20 protein-coding genes are annotated in these 26618 nt (G+C 72.7%); 7 read left to right on the top strand and 13 right to left on the bottom strand.

From position 1 onward, the window contains the following. Window positions 1-119 precede the first annotated feature (119 nt). From C2L58_RS08720 to C2L58_RS08710, 4 genes are all read right to left on the bottom strand, one after another. Window positions 120-1589: a hypothetical protein gene (locus C2L58_RS08720; protein ID WP_103337011.1), complete on the bottom strand. Its 1470-nt coding sequence runs from the start codon at window positions 1587-1589 to the stop codon at window positions 120-122. A 245-nt stretch (window positions 1590-1834) separates the two neighbouring features. After that, on the bottom strand, window positions 1835-3205 hold the full coding sequence (locus C2L58_RS08715; RefSeq protein WP_103337010.1) for a cystathionine beta-synthase: 1371 nt from the start codon (window positions 3203-3205) through the stop codon (window positions 1835-1837). Between the two features lie 143 nt (window positions 3206-3348). After that, window positions 3349-3507: a hypothetical protein gene (locus C2L58_RS49155; RefSeq protein WP_158264095.1), complete on the bottom strand. Its 159-nt coding sequence runs from the start codon at window positions 3505-3507 to the stop codon at window positions 3349-3351. A gap of 51 nt (window positions 3508-3558) precedes the next feature. Further along, on the bottom strand, window positions 3559-4503 hold the full coding sequence (locus C2L58_RS08710) for a pentapeptide repeat-containing protein (RefSeq protein ID WP_103337009.1): 945 nt from the start codon (window positions 4501-4503) through the stop codon (window positions 3559-3561). Window positions 4504-4615: 112 nt separating this feature from the next. On the opposite strand from C2L58_RS08710, the gene C2L58_RS08705 reads away from it, so the two are divergent. Further along, window positions 4616-5836, top strand: coding sequence for an acetyl-CoA C-acetyltransferase (locus C2L58_RS08705; RefSeq protein WP_103337008.1), 1221 nt, complete (start codon window positions 4616-4618; stop codon window positions 5834-5836). A 61-nt stretch (window positions 5837-5897) separates the two neighbouring features. On the opposite strand, the gene C2L58_RS08700 is transcribed toward C2L58_RS08705, so the two are convergent. Then, the gene (locus tag C2L58_RS08700; protein ID WP_103337007.1) at window positions 5898-6590 is read right to left on the bottom strand and encodes an LppU/SCO3897 family protein; all 693 of its coding nucleotides are present in this window, start codon (window positions 6588-6590) and stop codon (window positions 5898-5900) included. Window positions 6591-6783: 193 nt separating this feature from the next. Beyond that, window positions 6784-7617, bottom strand: a complete 834-nt coding sequence (locus C2L58_RS08695) for a Bax inhibitor-1/YccA family protein (RefSeq protein ID WP_103337006.1) — start codon at window positions 7615-7617, stop codon at window positions 6784-6786. Between the two features lie 318 nt (window positions 7618-7935). Between C2L58_RS08695 and C2L58_RS08690 the strand changes: the two genes are divergently transcribed. The 4 genes from C2L58_RS08690 to C2L58_RS08675 all read left to right on the top strand — a co-directional run bounded on the left by C2L58_RS08690 (window position 7936) and on the right by C2L58_RS08675 (window position 13702). Further along, complete coding sequence (locus C2L58_RS08690; protein ID WP_103337005.1) at window positions 7936-9408, top strand: hypothetical protein; 1473 nt, start codon at window positions 7936-7938, stop codon at window positions 9406-9408. 4 nt (window positions 9409-9412) lie between these two features. Further along, the gene (locus C2L58_RS08685; RefSeq protein WP_103337004.1) at window positions 9413-10237 is read left to right on the top strand and encodes a class F sortase; all 825 of its coding nucleotides are present in this window, start codon (window positions 9413-9415) and stop codon (window positions 10235-10237) included. Window positions 10238-10339: 102 nt separating this feature from the next. Continuing rightward, a complete protein-coding gene (locus C2L58_RS08680) occupies window positions 10340-12334 on the top strand; it encodes an SDR family oxidoreductase (protein ID WP_103337003.1) in 1995 nt (664 codons plus the stop codon). Between the two features lie 198 nt (window positions 12335-12532). Further along, window positions 12533-13702 (top strand): cell division protein DivIVA, encoded by a 1170-nt coding sequence (locus C2L58_RS08675; protein WP_103337002.1) that lies wholly within the window; start codon window positions 12533-12535, stop codon window positions 13700-13702. A gap of 96 nt (window positions 13703-13798) precedes the next feature. Here C2L58_RS08675 and C2L58_RS08670 read toward each other — a convergent pair whose 3' ends face one another. From C2L58_RS08670 to C2L58_RS08655, 4 genes are read right to left on the bottom strand one after another with little or no spacing between them, the layout of a single operon-like run. Beyond that, entirely contained in the window at window positions 13799-15124 is a 1326-nt protein-coding gene (locus C2L58_RS08670) for an amidase family protein (protein WP_103337001.1), read from the bottom strand. 48 nt (window positions 15125-15172) lie between these two features. Then, complete coding sequence (locus tag C2L58_RS08665) at window positions 15173-15775, bottom strand: helix-turn-helix transcriptional regulator (protein ID WP_103337000.1); 603 nt, start codon at window positions 15773-15775, stop codon at window positions 15173-15175. Window positions 15776-15821: 46 nt separating this feature from the next. Then, complete coding sequence (locus C2L58_RS08660; protein WP_103336999.1) at window positions 15822-16067, bottom strand: WXG100 family type VII secretion target; 246 nt, start codon at window positions 16065-16067, stop codon at window positions 15822-15824. Then, window positions 16064-16309, bottom strand: a complete 246-nt coding sequence (locus tag C2L58_RS08655; RefSeq protein ID WP_103336998.1) for a WXG100 family type VII secretion target — start codon at window positions 16307-16309, stop codon at window positions 16064-16066. The genes C2L58_RS08660 and C2L58_RS08655 overlap by 4 nt, the downstream gene beginning before the upstream one ends. A gap of 171 nt (window positions 16310-16480) precedes the next feature. On the opposite strand from C2L58_RS08655, the gene C2L58_RS51370 reads away from it, so the two are divergent. After that, window positions 16481-19738, top strand: a complete 3258-nt coding sequence (locus tag C2L58_RS51370; protein WP_103336997.1) for a BTAD domain-containing putative transcriptional regulator — start codon at window positions 16481-16483, stop codon at window positions 19736-19738. A gap of 177 nt (window positions 19739-19915) precedes the next feature. After that, window positions 19916-23545, top strand: coding sequence for a BTAD domain-containing putative transcriptional regulator (locus tag C2L58_RS08645; RefSeq protein WP_233225623.1), 3630 nt, complete (start codon window positions 19916-19918; stop codon window positions 23543-23545). Here C2L58_RS08645 and C2L58_RS08640 read toward each other — a convergent pair. Genes C2L58_RS08640 through C2L58_RS08630 form a run of 3 tightly spaced genes read right to left on the bottom strand, consistent with a single transcriptional unit; the run spans window position 23504 to window position 26612 of the window. Then, entirely contained in the window at window positions 23504-24889 is a 1386-nt protein-coding gene (locus C2L58_RS08640) for a GH1 family beta-glucosidase (protein WP_103336995.1), read from the bottom strand. The genes C2L58_RS08645 and C2L58_RS08640 overlap by 42 nt on opposite strands. Then, window positions 24886-25710, bottom strand: coding sequence for a carbohydrate ABC transporter permease (locus tag C2L58_RS08635; protein WP_103336994.1), 825 nt, complete (start codon window positions 25708-25710; stop codon window positions 24886-24888). The genes C2L58_RS08640 and C2L58_RS08635 overlap by 4 nt, the downstream gene beginning before the upstream one ends. Next, window positions 25707-26612 carry a carbohydrate ABC transporter permease gene (locus C2L58_RS08630; protein ID WP_103336993.1) on the bottom strand — a complete coding sequence of 302 codons (906 nt, stop codon included), beginning with the start codon at window positions 26610-26612 and terminating at the stop codon, window positions 25707-25709. The genes C2L58_RS08635 and C2L58_RS08630 overlap by 4 nt, the downstream gene beginning before the upstream one ends. Window positions 26613-26618 lie beyond the last annotated feature (6 nt).

Below are 26618 nucleotides of genomic sequence, written 5' to 3'. Positions count from 1 at the left end.
ACGCGATTACGGGCCGTGGCGTCACTCGCTAATTGTCCTCTTCGGACAATCAGCGGACCCGGAAAATGCAGCGTGCCCCGGAGCCGAATGGGCTCCGGGGCACGAATGCTCGCTTCAGCTCACCACTGCTGCTGCGGGGGCTGGCCCGGCTGGCCGAACCCACCGCTCGGCGGACCCTGCTGGCCCGGCGGCTGACCCCAGCCCTGCGGCGGCTGACCAGGCTGACCGTGCTGACCATGCTGTCCCGGCTGACCAGGCTGACCAGGCTGACCGTGCTGGCCCGGCTGGCCGTACTGCCCTGGCTGTCCCGGCTGCCCGTACCCACCGGGCTGACCCGGCTGGCCGTACCCGCCCGGCTGACCCGGCTGCGGGAAGCCCCCGCTCGGCGGCTGCGGGAACCCGCCACTGGACGGGTTGGGCCCGCCCGGCTGGCCGTACCCACCCGGCTGGCCGTAGCCCTGCGGCGGCTGACCCGGCTGGCCGTACCCACCAGGCTGGCCGTACCCGCCCGGCTGACCGTGCTGACCCGGCTGCCCGTACCCGCCCGGCTGCTGCGGGCCGCCGAAGCCCGGCGGCGGTCCGCCGAAGCCCTGCGGGCCGCCCGGCGCGGCACCACCGTCGCCGAGGCCGACGAACTGCCGGGTCGCCGGGATGAGCCCGGCGACGCCGACGATCAGGATGAGGACGCCGAAGATCAGCGGCGGCAGGCCGAGGCCGAAGGTGTCGCGCTCGGTGGCGGACGCCCGCGCGAGCGTCTCGGCGTTCGGCGTCATGCCGATCTTGAGCAGCAGGGCGAACAGCGTGAGCACCGCGCCACCCGCGACGACCGCGATCGGGACGAACTTCCGGATCCCGCCCAGCTTGCCCACCAGCGCCAGCCCGACGCCGCCGGCCAGCGAGATCAGCGAGCCCAGCAGGATCATGATGACGTAGAACCAGACCGTGCCCGGCCCGACGAGCCCGGCCGAGTCCAGCAGCTGCTGGACCGCCGCCTGGTTGGGAGCGCGGTCCAGGAGGGCCGAATAGTCGCTCGCGTCGCTCATGTAGGCGAACGAGTAGATCAGCGCGGCCAGCGCCAGCAGGGCGACCAGGCCGCCGGCGACGTAGCCGAACAGGCCGTTGCCACCCGCGGCCGGACCACCGAAACCGGGCTGCTGCGGCCCGCCGAAGCCGGGCTGCTGCGGGCCACCGAAGCCGGGGCCGCCGAAACCCTGCGGCGGCTGGCCGGGCTGACCGAAGCCCGGCTGCTGACCGAAGCCACCCTGCTGCTGCCCGAACCCGCCCGGCTGCTGGCCGTAACCACCGGGCTGCTGACCGAAGGCCGCGGCCGGGTTGTCGGCCGCGCTCGGCGGCGGGGTGTACGGGATCGCCGGCGGCTGGGAGCCAGGGGGCACCAGCTGCGTCGAGTCCCCGACCGGGGCGTCGCCGCCGAACGGGTTCACCATCTGGGTCGCGTTCGCGTCGACCGGCGGCATCGCCTGGGTCGCGCCGGCCCCGCCGTCACCCGGCTGGCCCGGCTGGACGACCTGGGTCGGCTCCGGCGTCTCCCCGAACGGAGAACCACCGTGGGGCTGGGCGGGCTGCACCACCTGGGTCGGTTCCGGGCTGCCGAACGGGTTGTCCTGCTGCGGCTGGGGGCCACTCGGCGGGCCCTGAGGTGGCTGGCCGCCACCCCACGGCTGGTTCGGTGGCTGCGGTGCACTCATGTGGGTCTTGAACCCCCTTGACGAGGACGCGAAATTGTTCTATTTGCGCCCACGCTATCGGATCACCCGGCAGGGCGCTCGTAACGCCCCTGCCGGGTCCGCCGATCAAGACTCCTTTGCGGTCGGAGTCAGCGACCGGCCAGGAAGCCCAGGAGGTCGTGCCGGGTGAGGACCCCGGCCGGCTTGCCGTCGACCAGCACGAGCGCGCCGTCGGCCCCCTCGAGCGCGGTCATCGCCGCCCCCACCTGCTCGCCGCCGCCGATCGTCGGCAGCGGCGGGGACATGTGCTGCTCGAGCCGGTCGGCCAGCTGCGCCTTGCCGGTGAACAACGCGTCGAGCAGGTCGCGCTCGTTGACGGCCCCGACGACCTCGGCGGCCATCACCGGCGGCTCCGCGCTGACGACCGGCATCTGGCTCACGCCGAACTCGGAGAGGATCGCGATGGCCTCGGCGACGGTCTCGTTCGGGTGCGAGTGCACCAGGTCCGGCAGCGAGCCGCTCTTCTTCGTGAGCACGTCGGCGACCGTCGCGCCCGAGGAGTCCGGCGGCAGGAAGCCGTAGGAGGACATCCAGGTGTCGTTGAAGACCTTCGTCAGGTAGCCGCGGCCGCCGTCGGGCAGCAGCACGACCACGACGTCGTCCTCGGTGAGCCGCTCGGCGAGCTTCAGCGCGGCCGCGACGGCCATCCCGCAGGAGCCGCCGACCAGCAGGCCCTCCTCCAGCGCGAGGCGGCGGGTGACCTGGAAGGAGTCGGCGTCGGAGACCGGGATGATCTCGTCGGCGACGTTCCGGTCGTAGGTGTCCGGCCAGAAGTCCTCGCCGACGCCTTCGACCAGGTACGGCCGCCCGCTGCCGCCGGAGTAGACCGAGCCCTCCGGGTCGGCGCCGACCACCTGCACGACGCCGTCGCTGACCTCCTTGAGGTACTTGCCGGTGCCGGAGATCGTGCCGCCGGTGCCGACGCCCGCGACGAAGTGCGTGATCTTGCCTTCGGTCTGCGTCCACAGCTCCGGGCCGGTCGAGCGGTAGTGGCTCTCCGGGTTCTGCGGGTTGGCGTACTGGTTGGGCTTCCAGGCGCCCTCGATCTCGCGGACCAGGCGGTCGGAGACGTTGTAGTAGGAGTCCGGGTGCTCGGGCGCGACCGCCGTCGGGCACACCACGACCCGGGCGCCGTACGCCTTGAGCACGTTGCGCTTGTCTTCGCTGACCTTGTCCGGGCAGACGAACACGCACTCGTAGCCCTTGCGCTGGGCGACCATGGCCAGGCCGACGCCGGTGTTGCCGGACGTCGGCTCCACGATCGTGCCGCCCGGGCGCAGCTCGCCGGAAGCTTCGGCGGCCTCGATCATGCGCAGCGCGATCCGGTCCTTGACCGAGCCACCCGGGTTCAGGTACTCGACCTTGGCCAGCACGAGCGGCTTGAGCCCCTTGGTCAACGAGTTCAGCTTGACCAGGGGGGTGTTGCCCACGAGGTCTGCGATGTGCTCTGCGTACTCCACGACCGCCAGCCTACTGTGCCGATCGTTGCTGGTCCGACCACAGTCACGGCCGGACGGTGTGGCCCACTCCGCGGGCGGACACTCCGGGTGCGCGTCGGTGATGCCGGGCAGCGAGCGCGGGGCCGGGCCGCCCGGCGGGGACCTCAGGCGGCCACCAAGCCGCTCGTCCGCACCGGTACCGGCCCGGGGGCCGCCGCACGCTGAGCCGTCATCCCGTCCCGGAGGTTCCGCCCGGCGTCGAGGGCCGTGCGCCAGCCGGTCCGGAAGGACGGGCACGTCCAGTAATCGGCCTGGACCATCATCGCCAGTTCACCTCCTGCGTGGAATGGCGACCTTTCACGAGTGGGACGATCCTATCGGGCCGCCGGTTGCCCGGGTTCATCCTTTCGTGCCAATTCCGCCCAGCCCGGACGGTCGGCGATCGGCCGTTCTTCCCACTCCGCCGGCCAGGTCCGGGGAAACCCCTCCTTCGCTGTCGCACCAGCGAGCCGGACGGTGGACTTCGCGCCGAAATCGGCCGGACCCGCGAAAACGGCGCCGTTGAAACTTTCGCGTTCGCCACCGAAAGCGGTTCCGCGGAAATCGACGCGATCGGTGAACTCCGCCTGGTTGAAGTCCGCCTTGGTGCGGAATTCGGTGCCGCGAAAGGTCGTCAGTTCGAGAAACTTCGCGCCGTAGCAGGTGATCGACCGGATCGTGCAGTGCGTGAGGGTGAGCCCGACCAGCTCGGCCCCGGAGAAGTCGAGGTCGGTGTCCGGCCAGAAGTCCCCGCCCGGCTGCTCCGCGCGTCCGCGACGCAGGTGCAGCATGAGGATGCGCTGCGCGGCCTTGCGGACCTGCAGCTCCTCTTTGTCGTGTTCGGCGTCGAAGGGCATCCGCAGGTAGGCGCAGAAGACGTTGACGATCGTCTGCCGGTGCTCCGGGTGCCCGGCCGCGAGCCGTTCCAGGGCGTACAGCCCGGCCAGCCGGACCGGCGCCTTGTCGCTGCCGAGCTGGTCGGCGGCCTTGCCGTACATCTCGGTGATCCGGCGCTCGGTGGCGTCGTGGTCCTTCCGCACCAGCTCCAGCTCGGCCGACCGCTGCCGCCGCGCGGCGAGCAGCAGGGCGGCGGCGCCCCCGGCACCGACGACGATGTTGGCCGCGGTCTTCAGCGCGTCGAGCCGGGCCGAGTCCTCCGGGCGGCCGCCGCCCAGCAGCGTCAGCAGCACCGCAGCGGCGACCCCGGCCACCAGCAGCAGCCCGGCTCCCCACAGCAGGATCGTCCTGGTCCGCAGCACCCGTTCGAGGTCGTTCGCCACGGCGCCCGATCCTGCCAGCTGTTGCCTTGGTCGCGTTCGGCTTTGACCCGGGCGGCGGAGGCGGCAGTATGTGAGCAACCGCTTAGCTCGCGATACGAGGATGTGTCACGTCATGCCTGAAGCCGTCATCGTCTCCACCGCTCGCTCGCCCATCGGGCGGGCCAACAAGGGCTCGCTGGCCGGCATGCGGCCCGACGACCTGACCGTGCAGATGGTCCGGGCGGCGCTGGCCAAGGTGCCGCAGCTCGACCCCGCCGACATCGACGACCTGATGCTGGGCTGCGGCCTGCCGGGCGGCGAGTCCGGGTTCAACATGGGCCGCGCGGTCGCCGTCGAACTGGGCTACGACCACCTGCCCGGCTGCACGATCACCCGCTACTGCTCCTCCAGCCTGCAGACCACCCGGATGGCGTTCCACGCGATCAAGGCCGGCGAGGGCGACGTCTTCATCTCGGCCGGCGTCGAGACCGTCTCCCGGTTCTCGAAGGGCAGCTCGGACTCCTGGCCCGACACGCACAACCCGCTGTTCGCCGACGCCGAGGCGCGCACCCGGGCGACCGCCGAGTCCGGCGCCGACAGCTGGACCGACCCGCGCACCGAGGGGAACGTCCCGGACGTCTACATCGCCATGGGCCAGACCGCGGAGAACCTGGCGCGGCTGAAGGGCGTCACGCGCGAGGAGATGGACGAATTCGGCGTCCGCTCGCAGAACCTGGCCGAGAAGGCCATCGCGGACGGCTTCTGGGCCAAGGACATCACCCCGGTGACGCTGCCCGACGGCACGGTCGTCTCGAAGGACGACGGCCCGCGCGCCGGCGTCACCGTGGAAGGCGTCTCCGGCCTGAAGCCGGTGTTCCGCCCCGACGGCCGGGTCACGGCGGGCAACTGCTGCGCGCTCAACGACGGCGCGGCGGCGCTGGTCGTCATGTCCGACACGAAGGCGCGCGAGCTGGGCCTGACGCCGCTGGCGCGGATCGTGTCCACCGGCGTCACCGGGCTTTCGCCGGAGATCATGGGCTACGGCCCGGTCGAGGCGTCCAAGCAGGCGCTTTCGCGCGCGGGGCTGTCGATCGGCGACATCGACCTGGTCGAGATCAACGAGGCGTTCGCGGCGCAGGTCATCCCGTCGTACCAGGACCTCGGCGTCGACCTGGACCGGCTGAACGTCAACGGCGGCGCGATCGCGGTCGGCCACCCGTTCGGCATGACCGGCGCCCGGATCACCTCGACGCTGATCAATTCCCTGCAGCACCACGACAAGCAGTTCGGCCTCGAGACGATGTGCGTCGGCGGCGGCCAGGGCATGGCGCTGATCATCGAGCGCCTTTCCTGATCCCTCGACGCGAAGAAGGCCCCCTCGCCGGTGTGGCGAGGGGGCCTTCTTCAGATCACGGCTATTCGTTCGTCTTGACGCACATCGTCGTCGCCGGCTCCGGGTACACCGCGACGCGGGTGGCGTCGGTGCCCTCGCAGACGCTCTTGTCGGCCTGGCCCGTCACGACCTTGACGAGCTCGCCGTCCTTGGTCGGGTCGGTGCAGGGGACCTTCAGGTAGCCCTTGGTCTGCGACGTGAAGTTCGCCAGGCAGTCGCCCTGCTTCGCGTTGATCATCAGGCACAGCTTGTACGAGCTGCGGCCGCTGACCGAGTAGGTGTCGTAGCCGGCGTCGGACCCGCCGGGGCAGTTCTCGGAGGAGGTCTCCAGCTTCTTGGCGACCTTGACGTTCGCCTTCGGGTCGTTGCAGTCGGCCTTCGCCGGGTCGTCACCGCCCTGGGTGAACTCGGTGATCGTGAGGCAGTCACCGGCGTTCGAGGTGGCGGGCGACTTCATGAAGGCGACGATCCCGAAGATGACCAGCGCGATCACCACGACGGCGCCGATGCCGCCCAGGATCAGGCCGAGGGCCTTCGAGCGCTTCGGCGGGGCCGGCGGCGGGGGCGGGAACCCCTGCTGACCGGGCGGGAACTGGCCGGGCGGCGGGCCGTACTGGCCCGGCTGGCCCGGCGGCGGCCCGTATTGGCCCGGCTGGCCGTACGGCTGCTGCGGCTGACCACCCGGAGGCGGTCCATACGGATCGGGCTGACCCACCGGCTGCTGGCCCCCGGGGGCCGGAGGGGGAACGCTCACTGTGAACCTCACACATGTGAAATGAGAACCGACCGGCTCATCAAACACGCAGGGTGATCGCCGCCCGCAGCGGGGTCCGCGAATGCACGAATCACCCACAGAAAAGGCGCCCCGCCGGTTACGGAGCGCCTTCACTGCGGAACTGTGAGCCAGATTACTCACGGAAGTACGAAAGCAACCGCAGGATCTCGAGGTACAGCCAGACCAGCGTCGTCATGAGGCCGAACGCGGTGTACCAAGCCCACTTCGACGGCATGCCCTCGCGGATCATCCGGTCGGCCTGGTCGAAGTCGAGCAGGAAGCTGAAGGCCGCGATGCCGATGCAGACGAGGCTGAACACGATGGCGAGCGGACCGCCGTCGCGCAGCGGGTTGAAGCCGAAGGCCAGCGCGCTGATCAGGTTGAACAGCATCAGGATCGCGACGCCGACGGCCGCGCCGACGATCCACTTGGTCAGCTTGGGCGTGACCTTGACCGCGCCGGTCTTGTAGACCACCAGCATGCCGATGAAGACGCCCGCGGTACCGATGATCGCCTGCAGCGCGATGCCCGGGTAGATCGCCTCGAACACGCCGCTCAGCGCACCGAGGAACAGCCCTTCGGCCGCCGAGTACGTCAGCGTCAGCGCGCCGCTGGGCTTCTGGCGGAAGATGATCACCAGCGAGATGACGAGCCCGACGATCAGGCCGGCGAGCATCGCGCCGAGGAGCGCGCCGGAGATCCGGCCGGTCTCGGTGATCTGGACCTGCGCCCAGATGCCCGTGATCACCCCGACGAGCAGCGCGACGCCGAGGGACATGCCCGTCTTGACGACGACGTCGTCGACGGTCATCGGGCGGTCGCCCTCGCCGGCGGTCGCGCGGCCGGGGCCGTAACCGGGCACGCCGCCCTGGGGTTGGTTGAAGCCCACCGGGGGCCCGTACTGCCCGTAAGTCTGGGTTCCGCCGCCGGGCAGGTTGCGGAACGCCGGGTTGCTACTGGAACGCACCTGATCCTCCTGGATCTGCTGCTTCGTGGATCATCGCTGCATCGGGTTCAACGACCGCCGGGGACGAGCGGTTCCCGTCGAGTAAAGACGACTTTACTCGACGGCCGTCCCCCGGCCGCCGACGACACGGTAAGCGAGGGGACGACACGACCGTTCGGCGACAGCCACCCGAAGAGCGGTACACAGTTTCTCCGCTTGACGCAACGCTCACCTCGCGTGCTCGGATGTTCACCGAACGCGTGTCGGGGACTTGATCAGTCGTGTGACCTGCAGAGACGCCGGGCGCTGCCGCGCGTCAACCGAAGGAGCATTGACACCATGGGGTGGTCAACACGCCCGCGCGCGGGTCTTCGCGCGCTCACCGGTCTCGTCGCCGCGGCCCTGCTCGGCACCCTTTCCGTGACGGCCGGCGCGCCTGCCGCCTCGGCCGCGGTCCAGGAAGGCCTCGGGGCCCACGTCGGGGGCCAGGACAACCACGATGAGAAAACGGTCTGGCTGGGGTCGTACGTCGTCGGCGGGCAGCAGGTGTTCTGCGTGAGCTTCATGCTCAAGGCGCCGGACACCGACGAGCAGTACAAGCCCGGCGACGAACTGCTCACGAAGTGGGGCACGAAGCTGCCCGCCGAGGACGCCGCGAACATCTCGTACCTGCTGCTGCGCTACGGCGACACCAAGGACCAGAACGAAGCCATCGCGCTCGCGCACCTGCTGCACTCGTGGACCGCGGCGCCGCGCACCGAGGCCGACAAGAACGTGGACCTGCCCGCCGACAAGATCGCCTACGACGCGGACGGGCACCTCAAGTACATGCAGAACCCCGACAACCACCTGGAGGCCGCGGCCGACGCCGTCAAGCGGCTGAAGGCGGACGCCGAAGCCAACCGCGGGCCGTGGACCGCTTCGATGACCACGCCGAAGGGCGACCAGCACCTCGGCGAAGCGGCCGAGTGGACCACGACCGTGAAGAACGCCGAGGGCAAGGGCATCCCGGGCGTCGCGGTGAAGCTGACGGCGACCGCCGCCACCCTCGGCGACGGGACGGCGGACAGCGCCGCCGGGAACTCGAGCCCGCAGGCCGCCGCGAAGGACGTCACGCTCAAGACGGGCGCCGACGGCACCGTGCGCGTGAAGCTGACTCCGACCGGCGACCAGCCGAAGCTGGTGGCCTCGCTGACCGCGCCGGCCGACCGGCCCTACGTCCGGCTGCCGATCGACACCGGGAAGCAGCGGGTGGTCTCCACCGGCGGCGAGAAGGAACTGACCGCCCAGGGCGTCGTCAACGTCGCCAAGCCCGGCAAGGTCCAGGTGACCAAGACGGACGCGAACACCGGCGCCGGCGTCGGCGGTGCGGTCCTGCGGATCACCGGCAAGGACAAGACGTCCGCGGCACTCGGCCAGGACGGCAAGCCGCTCACCGGGGCCGACGGCAAGCCCGCGGTCGTCACCACCGACGGCAAGACCGGCGGCGTGACGGTCGAGAACCTCCGCGCCCCGCAGGACATCTGCGTCGTCGAGGCGAGCCCGCCGCCGGGGTACACGAACGCCTACGACCCGCAGAACCCGCCGTCGGCGTGCGGCACCGTGCAGCCGGGCGAGACACTCGCGCTGACCTTGACGAACAAGCCGAACGAAGTCCCGCGCGCGATCCCGGCCGGCGACCAGCCGGTCGCGCAGGCCCACGGGGTCGTCGAGACGAGCTACTCCGGGCCGGGCCTGGCCGGGCTCGGCCTGCTCGTGCTGCTGGCGGCCGGGCTGATCGGCGTCGCCGCGCGGCGGGCGTCCCGGCGGTAACGGCGTGGCGAACCACGGCGGCGACTGGCGGGGTGACGACTGGTTCGTCGACGAATGGCACCGCGGCACCGGCTGGGCGGCCGTCGACGACGAGCAACCGGGCGGCCGCTGGGATCCGCCCGCGCCCCAGCGCGGGCGGGGCCGGCTGCTCGCCGGCTTCGCCCTGGGCGCGGCGACGGTGCTCGCGGTGCAGTTCGGCCCCGACGTGGTCGCCGCGTCACCCATGACCGTCGTGACCGGCACGGCCCTGCCCGCCTCGGGCGCGGCCGGAGCCGCGGCGCCGGTGCCGTCCCCGTCCCCGACGGCCACCGCTTCCGCGACCCCGGCCGCTCCGGCCGCGCAGACGCCGTCGTCACCCTCGTCACCGGGGGCACCGCCGTCCCCGCCACCGCAGCCGCCGGGCACCGTGCGGCTGCCCGGCGGCGGGACGGCGACGCTGGTGCGCCAGAACCTCGGCCCGGGCGGCGAACTGCCGGTCCCCGCGAACCTCGGGCAGGCGGCGTGGTGGGGCGCGGCACTCGACGCGGCCGGCGGCGCGAGCGTGTTCGCCGGCCACGTGAACTGGCGGGGCGCGACCGGGCCGTTCGCCGAGCTGTGGGCCGAACGGATCGGCACCGACGTGACCATTGTGGACAGTGCGGGCAAGACGTGGCGATACCGGATCTCGCAGCTGGTCACCGTGCACAAGAGCGACCTGGCGGCGCGCGCCGACTACCTGTTCGGCCCGTCCGGCCCGCACCGCGTGGTGCTGGTGACGTGCGGCGGCCGCTGGGTCGGCGGATCGGACGGCTACGAGGAGAACCGCGTCGTCATCGCCGACCCGGTCTAAGTTACTCGTGGGTAACATCACGTTTAGAAACGGTGGTCCTGTCCGTCGCCATGCAGCAGAATGCCCAGGGTCAGGGCTGTGGCGGCGAGAGGTGTGAAGACAATGGCGACGTTCTTGGTGACCGGCGCGACCGGACTGATCGGGCGTCACTTCACCCGGCTGCTGCTCTCCCGCCCCGACGACGACCGCGTCGCGCTCGTCGTGCGCGCGTCCTCGCGGGCCAAGCTGGCCGCGCTGGTCGACCAGTGGCCGCACTCCGACCGCGTCACGCTGATCACCGGCGACCTCGGCGAGCCGCTGCTCGGCGTGTCCGAGACCGACCGTGAGGAGCTGCGCGGGAGCGTCGACCACATCGTCCACCTCGCCGCGCTCTACGACCTCACCGCCGACGACGAAGCCAGCATCAAGGCCAATGTGGACGGCACGCGGGCCGTCGTCGACCTCGCCGCGGACCTGCGCGCGGGCTGCCTGCACCACGTGTCGTCGGTCGCCGTCGCCGGCGACCACGAAGGCGTGTTCACCGAGGAGATGTTCGACGCCGGGCAGCGGCTGGTCACGCCGTACCACCGGACCAAGTTCGAAGCCGAGAAGATCGTCCGCGAGCAGGACGAGGTGCCGTGGCGGGTGTACCGGCCCGCCGTCGTCGTCGGGCACTCCGAGACCGGCGAAATGGACAAGATCGACGGTCCGTACTACCTCTTCCCCGCGATCAACCGGCTCGCCGGGCTGCCCGACGTGCTGCCGATCGTCGGCCCGGACCTCGGCGACACCAACATCGTGCCGGTCGACTACGTCGCCAAGGCGCTGCTGGAGCTGGTGGTCAAGCCCGGTCTCGACGGCCACGCCTTCCACCTGGTCAACCCCGAGCCGCAGCCGGTCGTTTCGGTGTACAACGCCTTCGCGCGGGCCGCGGGCGCGCCGACGATCACCGTGCAGCTGGGCGAAGGCATTTCGAAGCGGATCGTCGGGCTGGTCAAGCTGACCGAGCACATCCCCGGCGTCACCATCGCGCGCGACGCCGTCATGGAGCGGTTCGGCATCCCGCCGGTGCTGCTGGACACGATGGCGTTCCCGTCGGTGTTCTCCTCGGCCGAGACGCGCAAGGCACTGGCCGGCACCGTGGAGGTCCCCCGGCTGGAGGACTACGCGCCCACGCTGTGGCGCTACTGGCGCGAGCACCTCGACCCCTTCCGCGCGCGCAAGCACGGCCCCCGCGGCGAACTCGACGGCCGCCGCGTGATCATCACCGGCGCGTCCTCGGGCATCGGCCGCGCGACGGCCTTGAAGGTGGCGGCCGCAGGTGGTGTCCCGCTGCTCGTCGCGCGCCGGCAGCACGAGCTGGAAGAGGTCCGCGACGAGATCGTCGCCGCCGGCGGCACGGCGTCGGTGTACCCGGCCGACCTGACCGACGAGGACTCGGTGCGCAAGGCCGTCGACGCGATGCTGGCCGAGCACGGCCGGATCGACATGCTGGTGAACAACGCCGGCCGGTCGATCCGCCGGTCGATCAAGCTGTCCTACGACCGGATGCACGACTACGAGCGCGCGATGGCCATCAACTACTTCGGTGCGGTGCGGCTGATCCTCGCGGTGCTGCCGCACATGTCGGAGCGGAAGTTCGGGCACATCGTGAACGTGTCGTCGATCGGCGTGCAGGGCATCGCGCCGCGCTTCTCGGCGTACGCGGCGTCGAAGGCGGCGCTGGACTACTTCTCGCGGATCGCCGCGACCGAGACGCACGGCGACGGGATCACCTTCACCACCATCCACATGCCGCTGGTGCGCACCCCGATGATCCGGCCGACAAAGATCTACGACGCGTTCCCGACGAAGTCGCCGGAGCAGGCCGCGGACATGGTGATGACGGCGCTCGTCGAACGGCCGAAGCACATCGGCACCCCGGCCGGGCAGGCGATCGGGCTGGCCTACACGCTCACGCCCGGGCTCACCGACGCGATCGCGTACCAGGGTTTCCGGATCTTCCCGGATTCGACCGCCGCGGGCGGTTCGGGCGAACTCAAGATCGGACGTGGCGAGAAACACCTCTCGCGCGCGGCGATGGCGCTGGCCCGGCTCTCCCGCGGCTTCCACTGGTAACTGAGGCTTATTCCGGTCAGGCCGCCGCGCCCCGCGCGCAGGCCGCCACGCAGCACGGATGTCATGCGGCGGCCGACGGCTGAACAAGCCTCACTCTGCGTTTCCGGGGTGAGGCCGTTCCGGCGACACGGCGACACGTGTTGGTGATTCGTCAAGCCGGAAGGCGGAGGCGGCGAGTGCCCGGGTACGGTCGGGCCCATGGTTCCTGAGCGCGACCCCGCCGCAACCGCCCTCAACGGCCTCCTCCCCCTTCGTCGTGAGTACACCCAGGCCTGGCACGGCTTCGACCGCAACGAGGTCCGCCAGTACCTCGACCACATCGAGGCCCAGCTGCGCCGGGTGCTCAGCGAACGCGACGCCGCCGCCGCGCAGGCCGCCGCCGCGACCCGCGAGGTCGAGTCCGTCCGGCAGCAGGTCGCGGTGCTGGAAGCCCGCGTCGAGGAGCTGAAGAAGCCGCCGGAGCGGCTCGAGGACCTCGACGAGCGGATGCAGCGCACGGTGACGCTGGCGCAGGCCCGCGCCGACGAGATCATCAAGCGCGCCGAGGTGGCCGCGGAGAAGACGTGGGCCTCCTCGACGGAGGCGTCGACGAAGCTGCGCGAGCGGTACACGAGGCTGGTCGAGGAACTGGACAAGCAGGCCGACCTGCTGCACACGGAGCACGAGAGCGCGCTGGCGGAGACGCGCGCCGAGGTCCAGCGGCTGACGGTCGAGGCGGCCCAGCGACGCGAGCTGCTGGACAACGAGGCCGAGCGGAAGCGCCGGAAGCTCGAGCGCGAGTTCGAGGCGTCCCAGGCGGCCCAGAAGGCGGCGCTGGAGAAGCACGTCGCCGACCAGCGCACGGCGAGCAAGAACCAGGCGGAGCGCCGGCTCGCGGAGGCCACGGCGGAGGCGAAGCGCCGGCTCGACGAGGCGACCGCGGAGGCCAAGCGGCGGCTCGACGAGGCGACCACGCAGGCGGCCCAGCGGACGACGGTGGCCAACCGGAAGGTCGAGCGGCTGGCGGAGATCCGCGAGCAGGCGCGCAAGAGCCTGGCGATGGCGGAGGACATCCTCAACCGGAGCGAAACGCAGCTGGCGACCCTGCCGGAGGAGGCCGTGATCCCGCAGGCTTCCCGGCTGGTCGGCGGCGACTCGGACGCGGCGACCACGCCGGCGGCACCGGTCGTTCCGGTGGTGCAGCCGACCACCCCCAAGGCGGCGGCGCCGAAGCCGGCCCCGAAGCCGGCCGCGGCCCCGAAGCCGGCGCCCCAGGCGGCCAAGCCGGCGAACTCGAACGGCCCGGCGACCAAGCCGGCGAACGGCAACGGCTCGAACGGCAGTGGCGCGAAGCCGCTGTCGCCGACCGGGAGCAAGCCGGGCAACTGAGCAGGCCCCGTTTTCCACGCTACCGGCAAGCACCGACAGTTCCGGGCCGCCGGCAGCGGCGCCTGAGCGCCTGTCCCCAGGTGGCCTTCGAGCGCTTCAGTTGCGCGCGGTCCGGGGCCAGGGGTTCGCCGCTTCCAGCTGGGCCGCCAAGCCCAGCAGCAGTGACTCCCCTCCCGGACGCGCCACGAGCTGCACCGAAGTCGGCAGCCCGGACACCGCCGACCGGCCCGCCGGGACCGTGATCGCCGGGTAGCCCGCGAAGTTCCACTGGCCCGTGAAGCCCGCCAGGCGCGTCGACGGCAGGACGTTCGCCGGCCACCCCTTCTCGTGCCAGCGGCCCGCCTTCACCGGCCAGTGCGACAGCGTCGGCGTCAGCAGCACCTCGTGCGACGCGAAGAACTCCTCCGCCCGGGAAACCCACCGGTCGCGCGTGCTCTCCCGGATCAGGCCCGCCCGCTCGACCAGCCGTCCCGCGCGGACGTGGGCTCGCGTCCGGCGCTGCAACCGCGACACGTCGAAAGCGCGGGCCTGGGCCGCCGGACCCGCGAGCCAGCGGGCCGTCATGCCCAGGACCATCGTCGCCGGGTAGCGCGGGGCCGCCGGGGCGATCGCGTGACCGGCCGCCGCCAGGTGGCCCGCCGCCGTCGAAACCGCCGCCACCAGCTCCTTCGGGACCGGGGTGTGCAGCAACGGCACCGTCGTCGACAAGCCGATGCGGACCGGCGACGGCGAAGCCACCGAGGCCAGCTCCGGAGCGGAAGCCAGCACCGAGACCAGCAGGGCCGTGTCGGCGACCGTCGTGGCCAGGGGGCCGTGCACCGACATGCCGAACCAGCCACCCTCGGCCAGCAGGTCCGCGCCCGGCTTCAACCCCACCAGGCCGCACATCGCCGCCGGCAGGCGGACCGAGCCCATGCCGTCCGTGCCGTGGGCCAGCGGGACCAGGCCGGCCGCCACCGCCGCCGCGCTGCCGCCCGACGATCCGCCCGCCGCGTACGTCGGTTCCCAGGGGTTGCGGGCGATGCCGTCCGGGGTGTCGCTCATCGGCCAGATGCACAGCTCCGGCACCCGCGTCAGCCCCACGATCACCGCGCCCGCCGCGCGCAGCCGCGTCACGATCACGCCGTCCGCGTCGGCTCGCGTGGACGATCCCGCCAGCGAACCGTGCGACGCGTACTCGCCGGCCAGCTCCGTGACGTCCTTGACGGCGACCGGCACCCCGGCCAGCGGCAGCGACGCGAGATCAGGTCGCGCGGCGACCTCCGCGGCTTCCTTCACCGCCTCCTCGGCGCGCACCCGGCGGAAGGCGCCGATGACGCCGTCCGCCGCGGCGATCCGCTCCAGGGCCTCTTCGGTGACCTCCACCGGATCGAGCTTCCCGGCCCGGACGGAGGCCGCGATCTCCACTGCCGTGAGCGCCATGATCGCGACCCTAGCCCACGAAAAGGTGACAGTGGCAAAGAAAACGTCTCAGATTGCGCCGGCTCGCAGGGCGTAGGCGACGGCGTGGGCGCGGTTGTTCAGGCCGCAGCGCGTCATCAGGCCGTAGAGGACGTTCTTCACGGTCCGCTCCGAGTAACACAGCTTGGCCGCGATCTCCTCGGTGCCGAACCCCTCGGCGACCAGCCGCAGCACGTCGCACTCGCGGGCGGCCAGCCCCGACAGCGTGAGACCGTTCGGCTCCAGGACGTCCTTGCGCATCCGCTGCACCTGCGCGAGCAGCGCGCCCTGCAGCCGCGGCGGCAGGTGGGCGGTGCCGTCGCCCGCGGCGAGCACCGCCGTCAGCAGCTCGGCGCCGCCCGTCTCGCGGCGCGGCAGGATCGCCACCACGCCGCACTCCAGCGCCGCCATCAGGTCGCTTTCGCGGAAGTGCTCGACGACCAGCACGACGTGGGACGCCTTGGCCGCCCGGATCTCGCCCAGGACGGCCTCGGTGACGTGGTCCTCCATCACCAGCAGCACGTCCGGCACCAGGTCGGTCAGCCGGACGTCGGGATGGTTGTCCAGCAGGCTCACCGCGCCGGCGTGTGTGATCGGGTCCGAGGCGAGGACGCTCACTTCGACGGGCTTCATGGGCGCAGTGTGGACGGCGTGTCTTCACGCCTTCCCTATTCCGTCTTCACGCCCGTGAAGACAGCTCCCCGAACGCCGCCCGCGCCCGCTCCAGGCACCCGGGCATCCGGCCGGCCGCGCGGGCCCAGTCGCGCTTGGCGCGCCAGTACTCCTCTCGCGCCTCCGGGGTCCAGCCCGCCAGCTCCGGCTCGACCCGGGCCTCCAGGTCGGCCAGCAGCTCGCCGAGCTCACCGGTGATCGCCCCCATCCGGTCCAGCACCAGATCGGCGAACCGGAAGTCGAGCCGGGTCACGGCAGGCGCGGCCGCGGCATCGGGCCGCCGGTCGTCTCCAGCAGCTCCGCCAGCCGCGAAAGGATCACGTCGAACTCCTGCTCCCAGTCGTTCATCGCCTGGCCGAACCGCACCGATGCCTCACCGCGCCACGACGCCTGCGCCATCGCCATCTCGCTGTTGACGTCGCGCAGGCGGGACCGGGCGCCTTCGAGGGCGGAGGCGAAGCAGGCGGCGGCCCGCTGCATGTCTTCGGTCGGCATCGCGCTCCTCTCCGGCTCCCCGAGGGTGGCGCACCCGGTGGCGGCGCGGAACCCCAGCCGGGTGCCGTTGCCCGAATGTCCGCCATCCTTGCCTGCCGGTTCACGGCGTCCGCGTATGCTCACGGCAGGCATCCGGCGCGTGACGATTCGTTCACGCACGAAGGGAGACCGATGTCGGCCGCGGACGGCTCCGCACCGAGACTCCAGCTGCTGGGCCCGCTGAAAGCCTGGCAGGGCGATACGGAGCTCGACCTCGGCTCCGCGCACCGCCGTACGGTCCTCGCCGCACTGGCGATGTACCCGAACCGCACGGTTTCGCGCGAGGAGCTGATCGACGCCGTCTGGGGCGAGGCGCCGCCGCAGAGCGCACAGGGCTCCATTTACACCTACGTCTCCGGGCTGCGCCGCGCGCTCGAACCCGGCCGGGTCAAGGGCGAGGGCCCGCAGCTGCTCGCGTCGATCGGTTCGGGCTATTCGCTGCGCCTCGACGCCGAAGCGATCGACGTCCACCGGTTCGAAGCCCTGCGCGAGCAGGCGCAACGCCGGCACGCGGCGGGCGATCTCCGCGGGGCCCGCGAGGCCTTCGACGAAGCTCTGGGGCTCTGGCACGGCGTCCCGCTGTCCGGCCTGCCCGGGCCCTTCGCCGCCGCCCAGCGCGCCCGGCTCACCGAGGTCCGGCTCGCGACCACCGAGCGGCGCGCCGAGGTCGTGCTGGAATCGGGTGGGCACACCGAACTCGTCGCCGAACTGACCGCGCTGACCCGCGAGCACCCGTTCCGCGAGACGTTGCGCGGCCTGCTCATGCGGGCCCTCGTCCGGGCCGGACGGCGGACCGAGGCGATCGCGGTCTACGCCGACGTCCGCGACCGGCTCGTCGAGTCGTCGGGCACCGAACCCGGGCCGGCCCTGCGGCGGCTGCACGACGAACTGCTGGAGAAGCCCGCCGCGGCACCGCAGCCGAAACCCCCACCGTCGCGACCGGCGCGGATGCCGGCGGCGGCGCTGCCGGAGCGGGCGGAGATCTTCGCCGGCCGGGCGGCCGAACTCGACCGGCTGCACGAAGCCGTCGTCGGCCTCGGTGCCGGGGTGGGGCGCTCGGTGTGGCTGGACGGCGAGCCGGGCAGCGGCCGGACCGCCCTGCTCGCCGAACTCCTCGCCGCGGCGCGCGATTTCCATCCGGCCTTCGCCGCCGCGGACGCGCTGGACCAGCGGTTCTCCCTGCGGCCGCTGCTCGACGCGCTGGGCGTGCACCCGCGCGCCACCGACGAACGCCGGGCCGCGCTGGCCGCGCGGCTCACCGGGCAGTCCGGCGAGGATCCCGTCGACGACGTGCTCGGGCTGGTCCGCGAGCTGTGCGCGGAGGCGCCGCTCGTGCTCGTGGTCGACGACCTGCAGTGGGCCGACGACACCACGCTGCGCGCCTGGCGCTACCTGAGCCGGGAGACGCGGCAGCTGCCGCTGCTGCTCGTCGGCGCCTGCCGTCCGGTGCCGCGACCGGCCGCGCTCGACGACCTGCGGGCCGAGCTTGACAACGATGACACCACCGTCCTGGTCCTGCCGCCGCTGACCGAGGACGCCACCCGCGAGCTGGCCACCGAGCTGGCCGGCGCGCCACCCGGCCCCGGGCTGCAGCTGCTCGTCTCCTACGCGGCCGGAAACCCGCGCTATGTAAGGGAAATCGTCGAGACGCTGCTCGTCCAGTCGATGATCGTGCTCGACGGCGTCCACGCGCACCTGGACGGCAACGCGTCCCAGACGATCCCGCCGCCGCTGGGCTCGCGGATCACGCTGTACCTCAACTTCCTCTCCAGCGGAACCCGCGACACCCTGCGCTGGGCCGCGCTGCTGGGGCCCGAGTTCTCGCTGGCGGACATCGCCGTCGCCACCGAGCGGCCGCCGACGGCGCTGGTCGGCGCGGTCGACGAGGCGATCACGTCCGGGGTGCTGGTCGAATCGGGCGACCGGCTGGCCTTCCGGCACCCGCTGGTGCGCCGGGTGCTCTACGAAAAGACGCCCGCCGCGATGCGGGTCGCGCTGCACCGGCAGCTGGCCGAGGCGTTCGCCGCCGCGGGCGCGCCCGCGGAACGCGTCGCCGAGCAGCTCGCCGCCGCGCCCGCACAGGTGGACCCGTGGGTCACCGGGTGGCTGCTGGAGCACATCGGGACGGTCGCCACCGAGACCCCGCGGGTCGCGGTCGACCTGCTGCGCCACGCCGTCACCCAGGGGACGTTGCCGCCGGACGCGCGGGAGACGCTGACCGCGACGCTGGCCCGGCTGCTGTTCTGGCTCGGCCGGGAGCCCGAAGCCGAGGCGCGCTCGGTCGTCGCGCGGACGTCGGACAGCAGGCGCGCGGCCGAGATGCGCTGGATCCTGGCCTACGTCTACTACCGCCGCGGCGACTTCGCCGAGGCGACCGCCGAGCTGAAGCGGACCCTCGACGACACCGACGTCCCGGAGATGTGGCGCGGGCGGCACGAGGCGCTGCTGGCGACGCTGGAGAAGCTCGGCGACGAGACGGCGCTGGCACCGGCCGGGCTGCACCCGCTGGACGACGCGGCCCTGACCGTGCCGAACCTCGACAGCCTCGACGACGCCGCCGAACCGCTCGACGCCGCCCGCCGGATCGCCGCGACCCGCGCGGTGCCGGGCGAAATGCACCTGGCCGGCGCGGTGCACTACTACTGGCTGGGCCGCTGGCCGGCGGCACTGGCCGAGCTGGACGCGGTGATCCGCGACGGCGCCGAGACGGCGTCCTACGTCCTGCGCAGCCCGGGCTCGGCCCTGCTGGTCCACGGCGTCGGCGCGCTGATCGCCGGGCACCGCGCCGAACCGGGGCAGGCGAGGACGCACCTGGACGCGGCCGACCGCCGGGAGTGGCCACCGGGCCTGGAGCCGGACGGCGGAGACTTTCTGCTCGCGGCGCGGGCCCTGCTGGCGGAGCAGGAGGGCAGGCCGGAGGCGGCCCTGACGGCGTTGCTGCCCCTGCTGGAGGACAACCACCCCCCGGCGGCGCGGTACCAGTGGCTCCCCGACCTGGTCCGGCTCGCCTTGTCCCTCGGCGACCGCCGGCGGGTGCAGGAGGCGTTGCGCCTGCTCGAGCCCGAGGGAGAGGTTCCGCCGGCCCACGCGGCGGCGGCCGCGCACTGCCGAGGTCTGGCGGCCGGTGACCCGGGGCCGGTCCTGACGGCGGCCGGGCACTACCGGGTGGCCGGCCGGCTGCTCAAGCACGCGAAGGCCACCGAGGACGCGGCGATCCTGCTGGCGGAGTCGGGCGAGCTGACGGAGGCGCGGACGGCGTTCCGGGCCGCGTTGACGGCGTACACGGAGATGGGCGCGGTGTGGGACGTGCGGCGCGCGGAAGCCCGGATGGGGCCGTTCGGCATCCGGCGGGCACCCGCGGCGAGATCGCGAGCCACTGCCGGGCAATGACCTGCCGGGGTCGTGAGTGGTAAGGCGGGTTGGAACCCGCCTTACCACTCACGACGGGGTGGCCGCGCAACCTCGGGAGGGGTTGCCACGTCGGTAAGGTCATCGGAGTAGCCGGTACCGAGATGTCCCTGGGGGAAAGGGGTCTGGGGCGCACGCCCCAGAGGGGACGGCAGCGACATGCCAGGGGATGCGGAACCCGGCCTGCGGGTGGGCGTGCTCGGCCCGCTGCGGGCCTGGCGCGGGGCGGCCGAGATCGGCCTCGGCCCCGCCCGTCAGCGTGCCATCTTCGCGGTGCTCGCGGTCAATTCCGGCCGGCCGGTTCCGCGGGCCGAACTGATCGCCGGCGTCTGGGGCGATTCCGCGCCCGCGAGCGTCGAAGGCAGCGTCCACACCTACGTCTCCGGGCTCCGCCGCGCCCTCGAACCGGACCGGTCGCGCTGGTCGGCGGCCAGCGTCCTCGTCTCCGATCCCGCCGGCTACTCCCTGCTCCTCGGCGAAGACGCGCTCGACGCGGCCCTGTTCGAACGGCACCGCGAACGCGCGCAGCGGCACCTCGAGCGGGGTGATCCGCGGGCCGCGGTCACCGAACTGGACGACGCTCTCGCGCTCTGGCAGGGCGAGGCCCTTTCCGGGGTCCCCGGCGGGTTCGCCGAGCGGCACCGCGAATACCTCGCCGAACTCCGGCTGAACACGCTCGAGCGGCGTGCCGAAGCCGTGCTCGCCCTCGGGGGGCACCTCGACCTCGCGCCGGAGCTGGCCGTGCTGGCCGGCGAGCACCCGCTGCGCGAGTCGCTGCGGGAATCGCTCATGCTCGCCCTCTACCGCAGCGGACGGCCCGCCGATGCCCTCGACGTCTTCCGCGACGCCCGCGCCACGCTCGTCGCGGAGCTCGGCGTCGAACCCGGGCCCGCTATGCAGCGGCTCCAGCGGCAGATCCTCGCCCAGGACGCCGCCCTCGACGCGCCCGCGGCGCCGGTCGTGGTCAACGGGCACCGGCTGTTCGGCCGGGAAGCCGAGACCGCGCGGCTCGCCGAGCTCGTCGCCGATGTCCGGGCCGGGCGCGGCCGGGCCGTCTGGATCGAAGGGGACGCCGGGATCGGCAAGTCCGAGCTGCTCACCACCTCGCTGCCGGACGGCCCCGGCTTCCAGCGGCTCTGGGCGGCCGCCGACGAGCTGAGCACCCGGTTCCCGCTGCAGGTCGTGCTGGAATGCCTGGCGATCGACGCCCATTCCCCGGACCCGCGGCGCGCGCGGGTGGCGAAGGAACTCGCGGGCGAGGGCCCGGCGCGGCGCAGCTGGGGGCCGGCCGACCCGGTGCTCGGCGCCGTCGACCGGCTGCTGGCGCTGGTCGACGAGCTCTGCGCGCAGTCGCCGCAGGTACTGGTGCTCGACGACCTGCAGTGGGCCGACGAAGCTTCCGTGCTGGTCTGGCACCGGCTCTGCGCCGCGACCCGGCAGCTGCCGCTGCTGCTGGTCGCCGCCACTCGCCCGGCGCCGGACCGCGCCGAACTGGCCCAGCTGCGGCGCGGCGTCCAGGCCCGGGACGGGGTCGTGCTCGACCTCGGGCCGCTGACCGGCGAAGACGTCGGCCGGCTGATCGAGGACCAGCTCGGGGCGGCGCCCGGGCCGGGGCTGCGCGAGCTGGCCGCCCGCGGTGCCGGAAACCCGTTGTACGTCAAGGAAATGGTCGACGTCCTGCGCCGGGCGGGCGCGGTCGCGGTGAGCGACGGCCAAGCCGACGTCGACGACCCGGCGGAGTTCGAAGCACCGCGCTCGGTGGTCGCCGCGGTCGACCGGCGGCTGGACTTCCTGACCGCGCGGACGCAGGAAGTCCTGCGCTGGGGTGCGCTGCTGGGCATGGAATTCGCCGTCGGCGACGTCGCCGCGGTGCTCGGCACCCGGCCGTCCGACCTGCTGGCGCCGCTGGAAGAAGCCGTCGCGGCGAACGTCCTGATCGACACCGGGACGCAGCTGGCGTTCCGGCACCCCTTGCTGCGCCAGGCGCTGTACGACCGGCTGCTGGCCGGGACGCGGGCGGCGCTGCACCGGCAGGCCGCCGAGGCACTCGCCGGCATCGGCGCGCCGGTCAAGCGCGTCGCCGAGCAGCTGGTGGCGGCACCGGCCACAGTGGACGAATGGGTGCTGGACTGGCTCGCCGCGCACCACGCGGTCGTCTCGACCCGGGCCCCGCTGATCGCCGTCGAGCTGCTGGAACGCGCGCTGACCGCGTGCTCCGCCACCGATCCGCGCCGCGAGACGCTGCTGGTCGCCCTGGTCAAGGTGCTGTTCCGGCTGGAGCGCAGCCCGGAAACCCTGACGCGGCAAGCCCTCGACGTCGCCACCGAACCGGACGCCGTCGAGGAGATGCGGCACGTGCTGGCGGCGCTGCGGCACCGCCGCGGGGACACCGAAGGCGCCGTCGCGACGCTCGCCGCGTGGGTCGACGACCCGGCGGTGCCGGAGCTCTGGCGGGTCAAGCACCGGCAGCTGCTGGCCAACTTCCGGCGCGGCAGCCTGTCCGATTTGGACACCGCCGAGCAGACGGCGCACGAGACGAAAGCGCTCGCCGGCGGCGATCCCTACCTGACCGCGCACGCGCTGCAGTCGTTGTGGCTGGTCGATTCGGTGCGCCGCGAGCACGACCGCGCACTCGCCCACATCGACGCGGCCATCGAGGCCGTCGGCGACGAACACGAACTGGCCGACCTGCACTTGGACCTGCTCGACAACCGCGTGTTCACGCTGCAGAACCTCGACCGCCTGGCCGAAGCGGGCGACGCCCTGCGTGCGGCGGGCGAAGTCGCCGCGCGGCACGCGCTGCCGGTCGGGCTGCAGGTGTCCGCCGCGGTGCACCGGTACTGGGAAGGCCGCTGGGACGAGGCCCTGGTCGAGCTGGACACGGTCATCGAGGACGGCCCGGCGATCACGTTCTACGGCCTGCGCGAGCCGGGCCCGGCGGCGCTGCTGCTGCACGGCGTCGCGGCGCTGATCGCGGGCCGCCGCGACGACCGGGCCCAGGCGGCGGCCCACCTCGACGCGGCGGAGGAGTACGCCCCGGCGACCGGCGCCGAGCGCGAGAGCTTCGACTTCCTGCTCGTCGCCGACGCCCTGGCGGCCGAGCAGCGCGGCGATCGGGTCCGCGCGCTGACCGTCCTCGAGCCGATCCTGAACCCGACGTACGCGGCGATGATGCTGCGGCACCAGTGGCTGCCGGCGTTCGTGCGGCTGGCAATGGAACAGGACGACGTCGGCCGCGCCCGCCGGGCGCTGGCGGTGTGCGAAGAGGAAGCGGCGAAGGAGCGGAGTCCGGCGCGGGCGCACGCGGCGGCGTCGTGGTGCCGCGGGCTGATCGACGAGGACCCGGCGCCGGTGCTGGCCACGGCCGAGCACTTCCGCGCGGTCGGCCGCCGCCCCGAGCTGGCCTCGGCGCTGGAAGACGCGGCCGTGCTGCTGGCCCGCGCGGGCCGGCTGGACGCGGCGCACGCGGCGTTCGAAGAGGCGGCCGAGCTGTACACGGCGCTGGCGGCGCGCTGGGACCTGCGGCGCGCGGAAACCCGGCTGCGCCGCCTCGGCGTGCGCCGGGGTGCGCTGTTCTCCCCGATCCGGCCGGGCCACGGCTGGGAGTCGCTGACGCCGATCGAGGTCCGCATCGCCGGCCTGGTCGCCGAGGGCCGGTCCAACCCGGACATCGCGGCCGAGCTGTCCCTGCCGCGCCGGACGGTCCAGGCGCACGTGGCGCGGCTGCTCGGCAAGCTGGAGACGCCGTCACGCTCGGGGGTCGCGGACGCCTTCCGCCGGCGTTCCTAGCCCGTTGGCCTTCGCGACCCGGCCGAGGAAGCGGCCCGATTCCTTGACCGTCCGCCGCTGCGTCTCGAAGTCGACGTGCACCAGGCCGAACCGTTGCGTGTAGCCCATCGCCCACTCGAAGTTGTCCAGCAGCGACCAGGCGAAGTAGCCGCGGACGTCGACGCCGGCGCGGAGGGCGTGGTGGACCGCGCCGAGGTGCTCCATGAAGTAGTTGACCCGCGCCGCGTCGAACACCCGGCCGTCGACCACCCGGTCCACAAAGGACGCCCCGTTCTCGGCCACCACCAACGGCAGATCGGACCGCGAGGAAAGCCACTCCAGCAGCGAAGTGAGCGCTGAGGGTGCCTGTTCCCAGCCGAACGCCGTCAACGGGCCCTTGGCCGGCAAGACGTCCATTCCGCGCAATCCCGGCAGCGGGCAGTTGCTCGGGGCGAGTGGGTCGGCGAGCGGGGTGACCCGCGCCGGGGCGTAGTAGTTCACGCCCAGCCAGTCGATCGGTGCCGCGATGACATCCGTGTCGCCGTCGAGCACCGAGGCCGCGAAGCGGCCGCCGTGGAACGCCACGTCGGACACCACGTCCGGCGGATACCCGTGGCCCAGCACCGGGTCGAGGAAGAACCGGTTGTGGATGCCGTCGAACTTCCGCGCCGCCTCCGCGTGCGCCGGCGAGGAACCGTCCGGGATCGCCGGGGCGAAGTTCAACGCCAGCGAGAACTCGTGACCCGGCCCGGCAAGCGCGCGGGTCGCCAGGCCGTGCGCCAGCAGGAGGTGGTGCGCCGCAACCAGCGCTGTGTCGTGGTCACAGACGCCCGGCGCGTGCACCCCGCTGCCGTAACCGAGGAAGGCCGCGCAGAACGGCTCGTTGATCGTCGTCCACTGGCGCACGCGGTCACCCAGTGCGTCGTGGACCGCGGTGGCGTACTCGGCGAACCGGAAGGCCGTGTCACGCGCGGGCCAGCCGCCCGCGTCTTCGAGCGCCTGCGGCAGGTCCCAGTGGTAGAGCGTCAGCACCGGCACGACGTCACGGCTCAGCAGTTCGTCGACCAGCCGGTCGTAGAAGGCGAGCCCGGCCGCCGACGTCGTCCGGCCGTCCGGCATCACCCGCGGCCACGCGACCGAGAACCGGTAGGCGTTCAGCCCCAGGTCGGCCAGCAGGCCGATGTCCTCGGGGAAGCGGTGGTAGTGGTCGCAGGCGACGGCGCCGGTCGCGCCGCCGAGCACCTTGCCTTCGGCCGCCGCGAACGTGTCCCAGATGGACGGTCCGCGGCCACCCTCGGTGACGGCGCCCTCGACCTGGTAGGACGCGGTCGCCGCGCCCCACAGGAAACCCGCCGGGAAGGTCATACCGGTGCCCCTTTCAGGATGCCGCGCACGAGGTGGCGGCCCAGCAGCAGGAACAACGCGATGACGGGCACGACGGCGACGGTCGCGCCGGTGAGCATCAGCGCGTAGTCGGTGTAGTAACCGCTGGCCAGCTGCGAAAGCGCGACCTGCACGGTCGGCGTCTCGTTGGGGTCGAGGACCACCAGCGGCCAGAAGTAGTCGTTCCAGGTGGCCATGAACGTCAGCATCGCGAGCACCGCGGCCGGCGCGCGCAGGGCGGGCACGGCCACGTGCCAGTAGGTGCGCAGGATCGAGCAGCCGTCGACGGTCGCGGCGTCGACGAGGTCCGCGGTGATCGCGTTCTCGCACGCCTGGCGCATCCAGAACACGCTGAAGGCGCTGATCAGCGCGGGCACGATCACCGCTTCGAGCCGCCCGTACCAGCCGAGGTCTCCGACGACGAGGTACAGCGGGATGACACCGAGCTGCGCCGGCACCATCGCCGAACCGACGACCAGCAGGAACAGCGTGTTGCGGCCGCGGAACTCGAGCCGCGCGAACGCGAACCCGGCGAGGCTCGCCAGCACGACGTTGGCCACCATGACGGTGCCCGAGACGATCAGCGAGTTCCCGATGGCCGCCCAGAAGTCGACGGTGCCGAAGACGCGCCGCACGTTCCCGGCCAGGTTCCCGCCCGGCAGCAGCAGCGGCGACGTTTCCCCGATCGCCGAGTTGTCCCGCGTGGCCACGACGAACGACCAGTACAGCGGGAACACCGACGCCCCGAGCACCCCGGTCAGCGCCGCGTACACCCAGCCGCCCGGACGGCGCCGCGCGGTCACGCCGACCTCACGAACCGGCGCACCAGCCGGTAGTTCACCAGCGCGAACACCGCGCAGATCACGAACATCACCCAGGTCAGCGCGGCCGCGTAGCCCGCGTCGAGGTGCGTGAAGCCCTTTTCGTACAGGTACATGACCAGCGTCTGGAACTGGCGGTCGTTGCCGCCGGTCCCGGCCGAGCCGCCGGCGTCGAACAGCTGCGGCTCGGCGAACAGCTGCAGGCCGTTGACCGTGCCGGCGATGGCGGTGAAGGCCAGCGCGGGCCGGATGCCCGGCACGGTGATCGACCAGAACGTCCGCCACCGCGAGGCGCCGTCGAGCTCGGCGGCTTCGTACAGGTCGCCGGGGACGGCCTGCATCGCGGCCAGGTAGATCAGGGCGTTGTAGCCGGTCCAGCGCCAGAGGACCATGCTCGCCACGGCGAGGTGCGACGACCAGGTCGTCGCCCGCCAGTTGACCGGCGCGACGCCGAACCAGCCGAGGACCTCGTTGACGACGCCGTAATCGCGGCTGAACAGCTGCCCGAACACCAGCCCGACAGCGACGACGGACACGACGTTCGGCAGCAGCACCCCGGTGCGCCACCAGGTCGCGGCCCGCAGCGGCCGGTCGAGCAGCGCCGCGATGCCCAGGGCCAGCAGGAACTCCGGGATCGCGGCCAGCAGGAAGATGGAGACCGTGTTGGCGAGCGCGTTGTAGAAGTGCGGATCGGTGAGCAGGTCGCCGTAGTTGGCGACGCCGAAGGCGCCCCGGTCGCCTTCGAGCAGGTTCCAGTCGTGCAGCGAAACCCACGCCGTGTACAGCAGTGGAAAGGCACCGAAGACGACGAACAGGACGAAGAAGGGCGCGACGAACAGCAGCGGCGTGACCTTGCGGTCCCAACGGGCGAGCCGGCGCGGCACGAACGG

The sequence above is a fragment of the Amycolatopsis sp. CA-126428 genome (assembly GCF_002904335.1).
Lineage (GTDB): Bacteria > Actinomycetota > Actinomycetes > Mycobacteriales > Pseudonocardiaceae > Amycolatopsis.
Note: the sequence above shows the minus strand (reverse complement) of the source record. Positions and strands in the feature narration are given on the sequence as shown.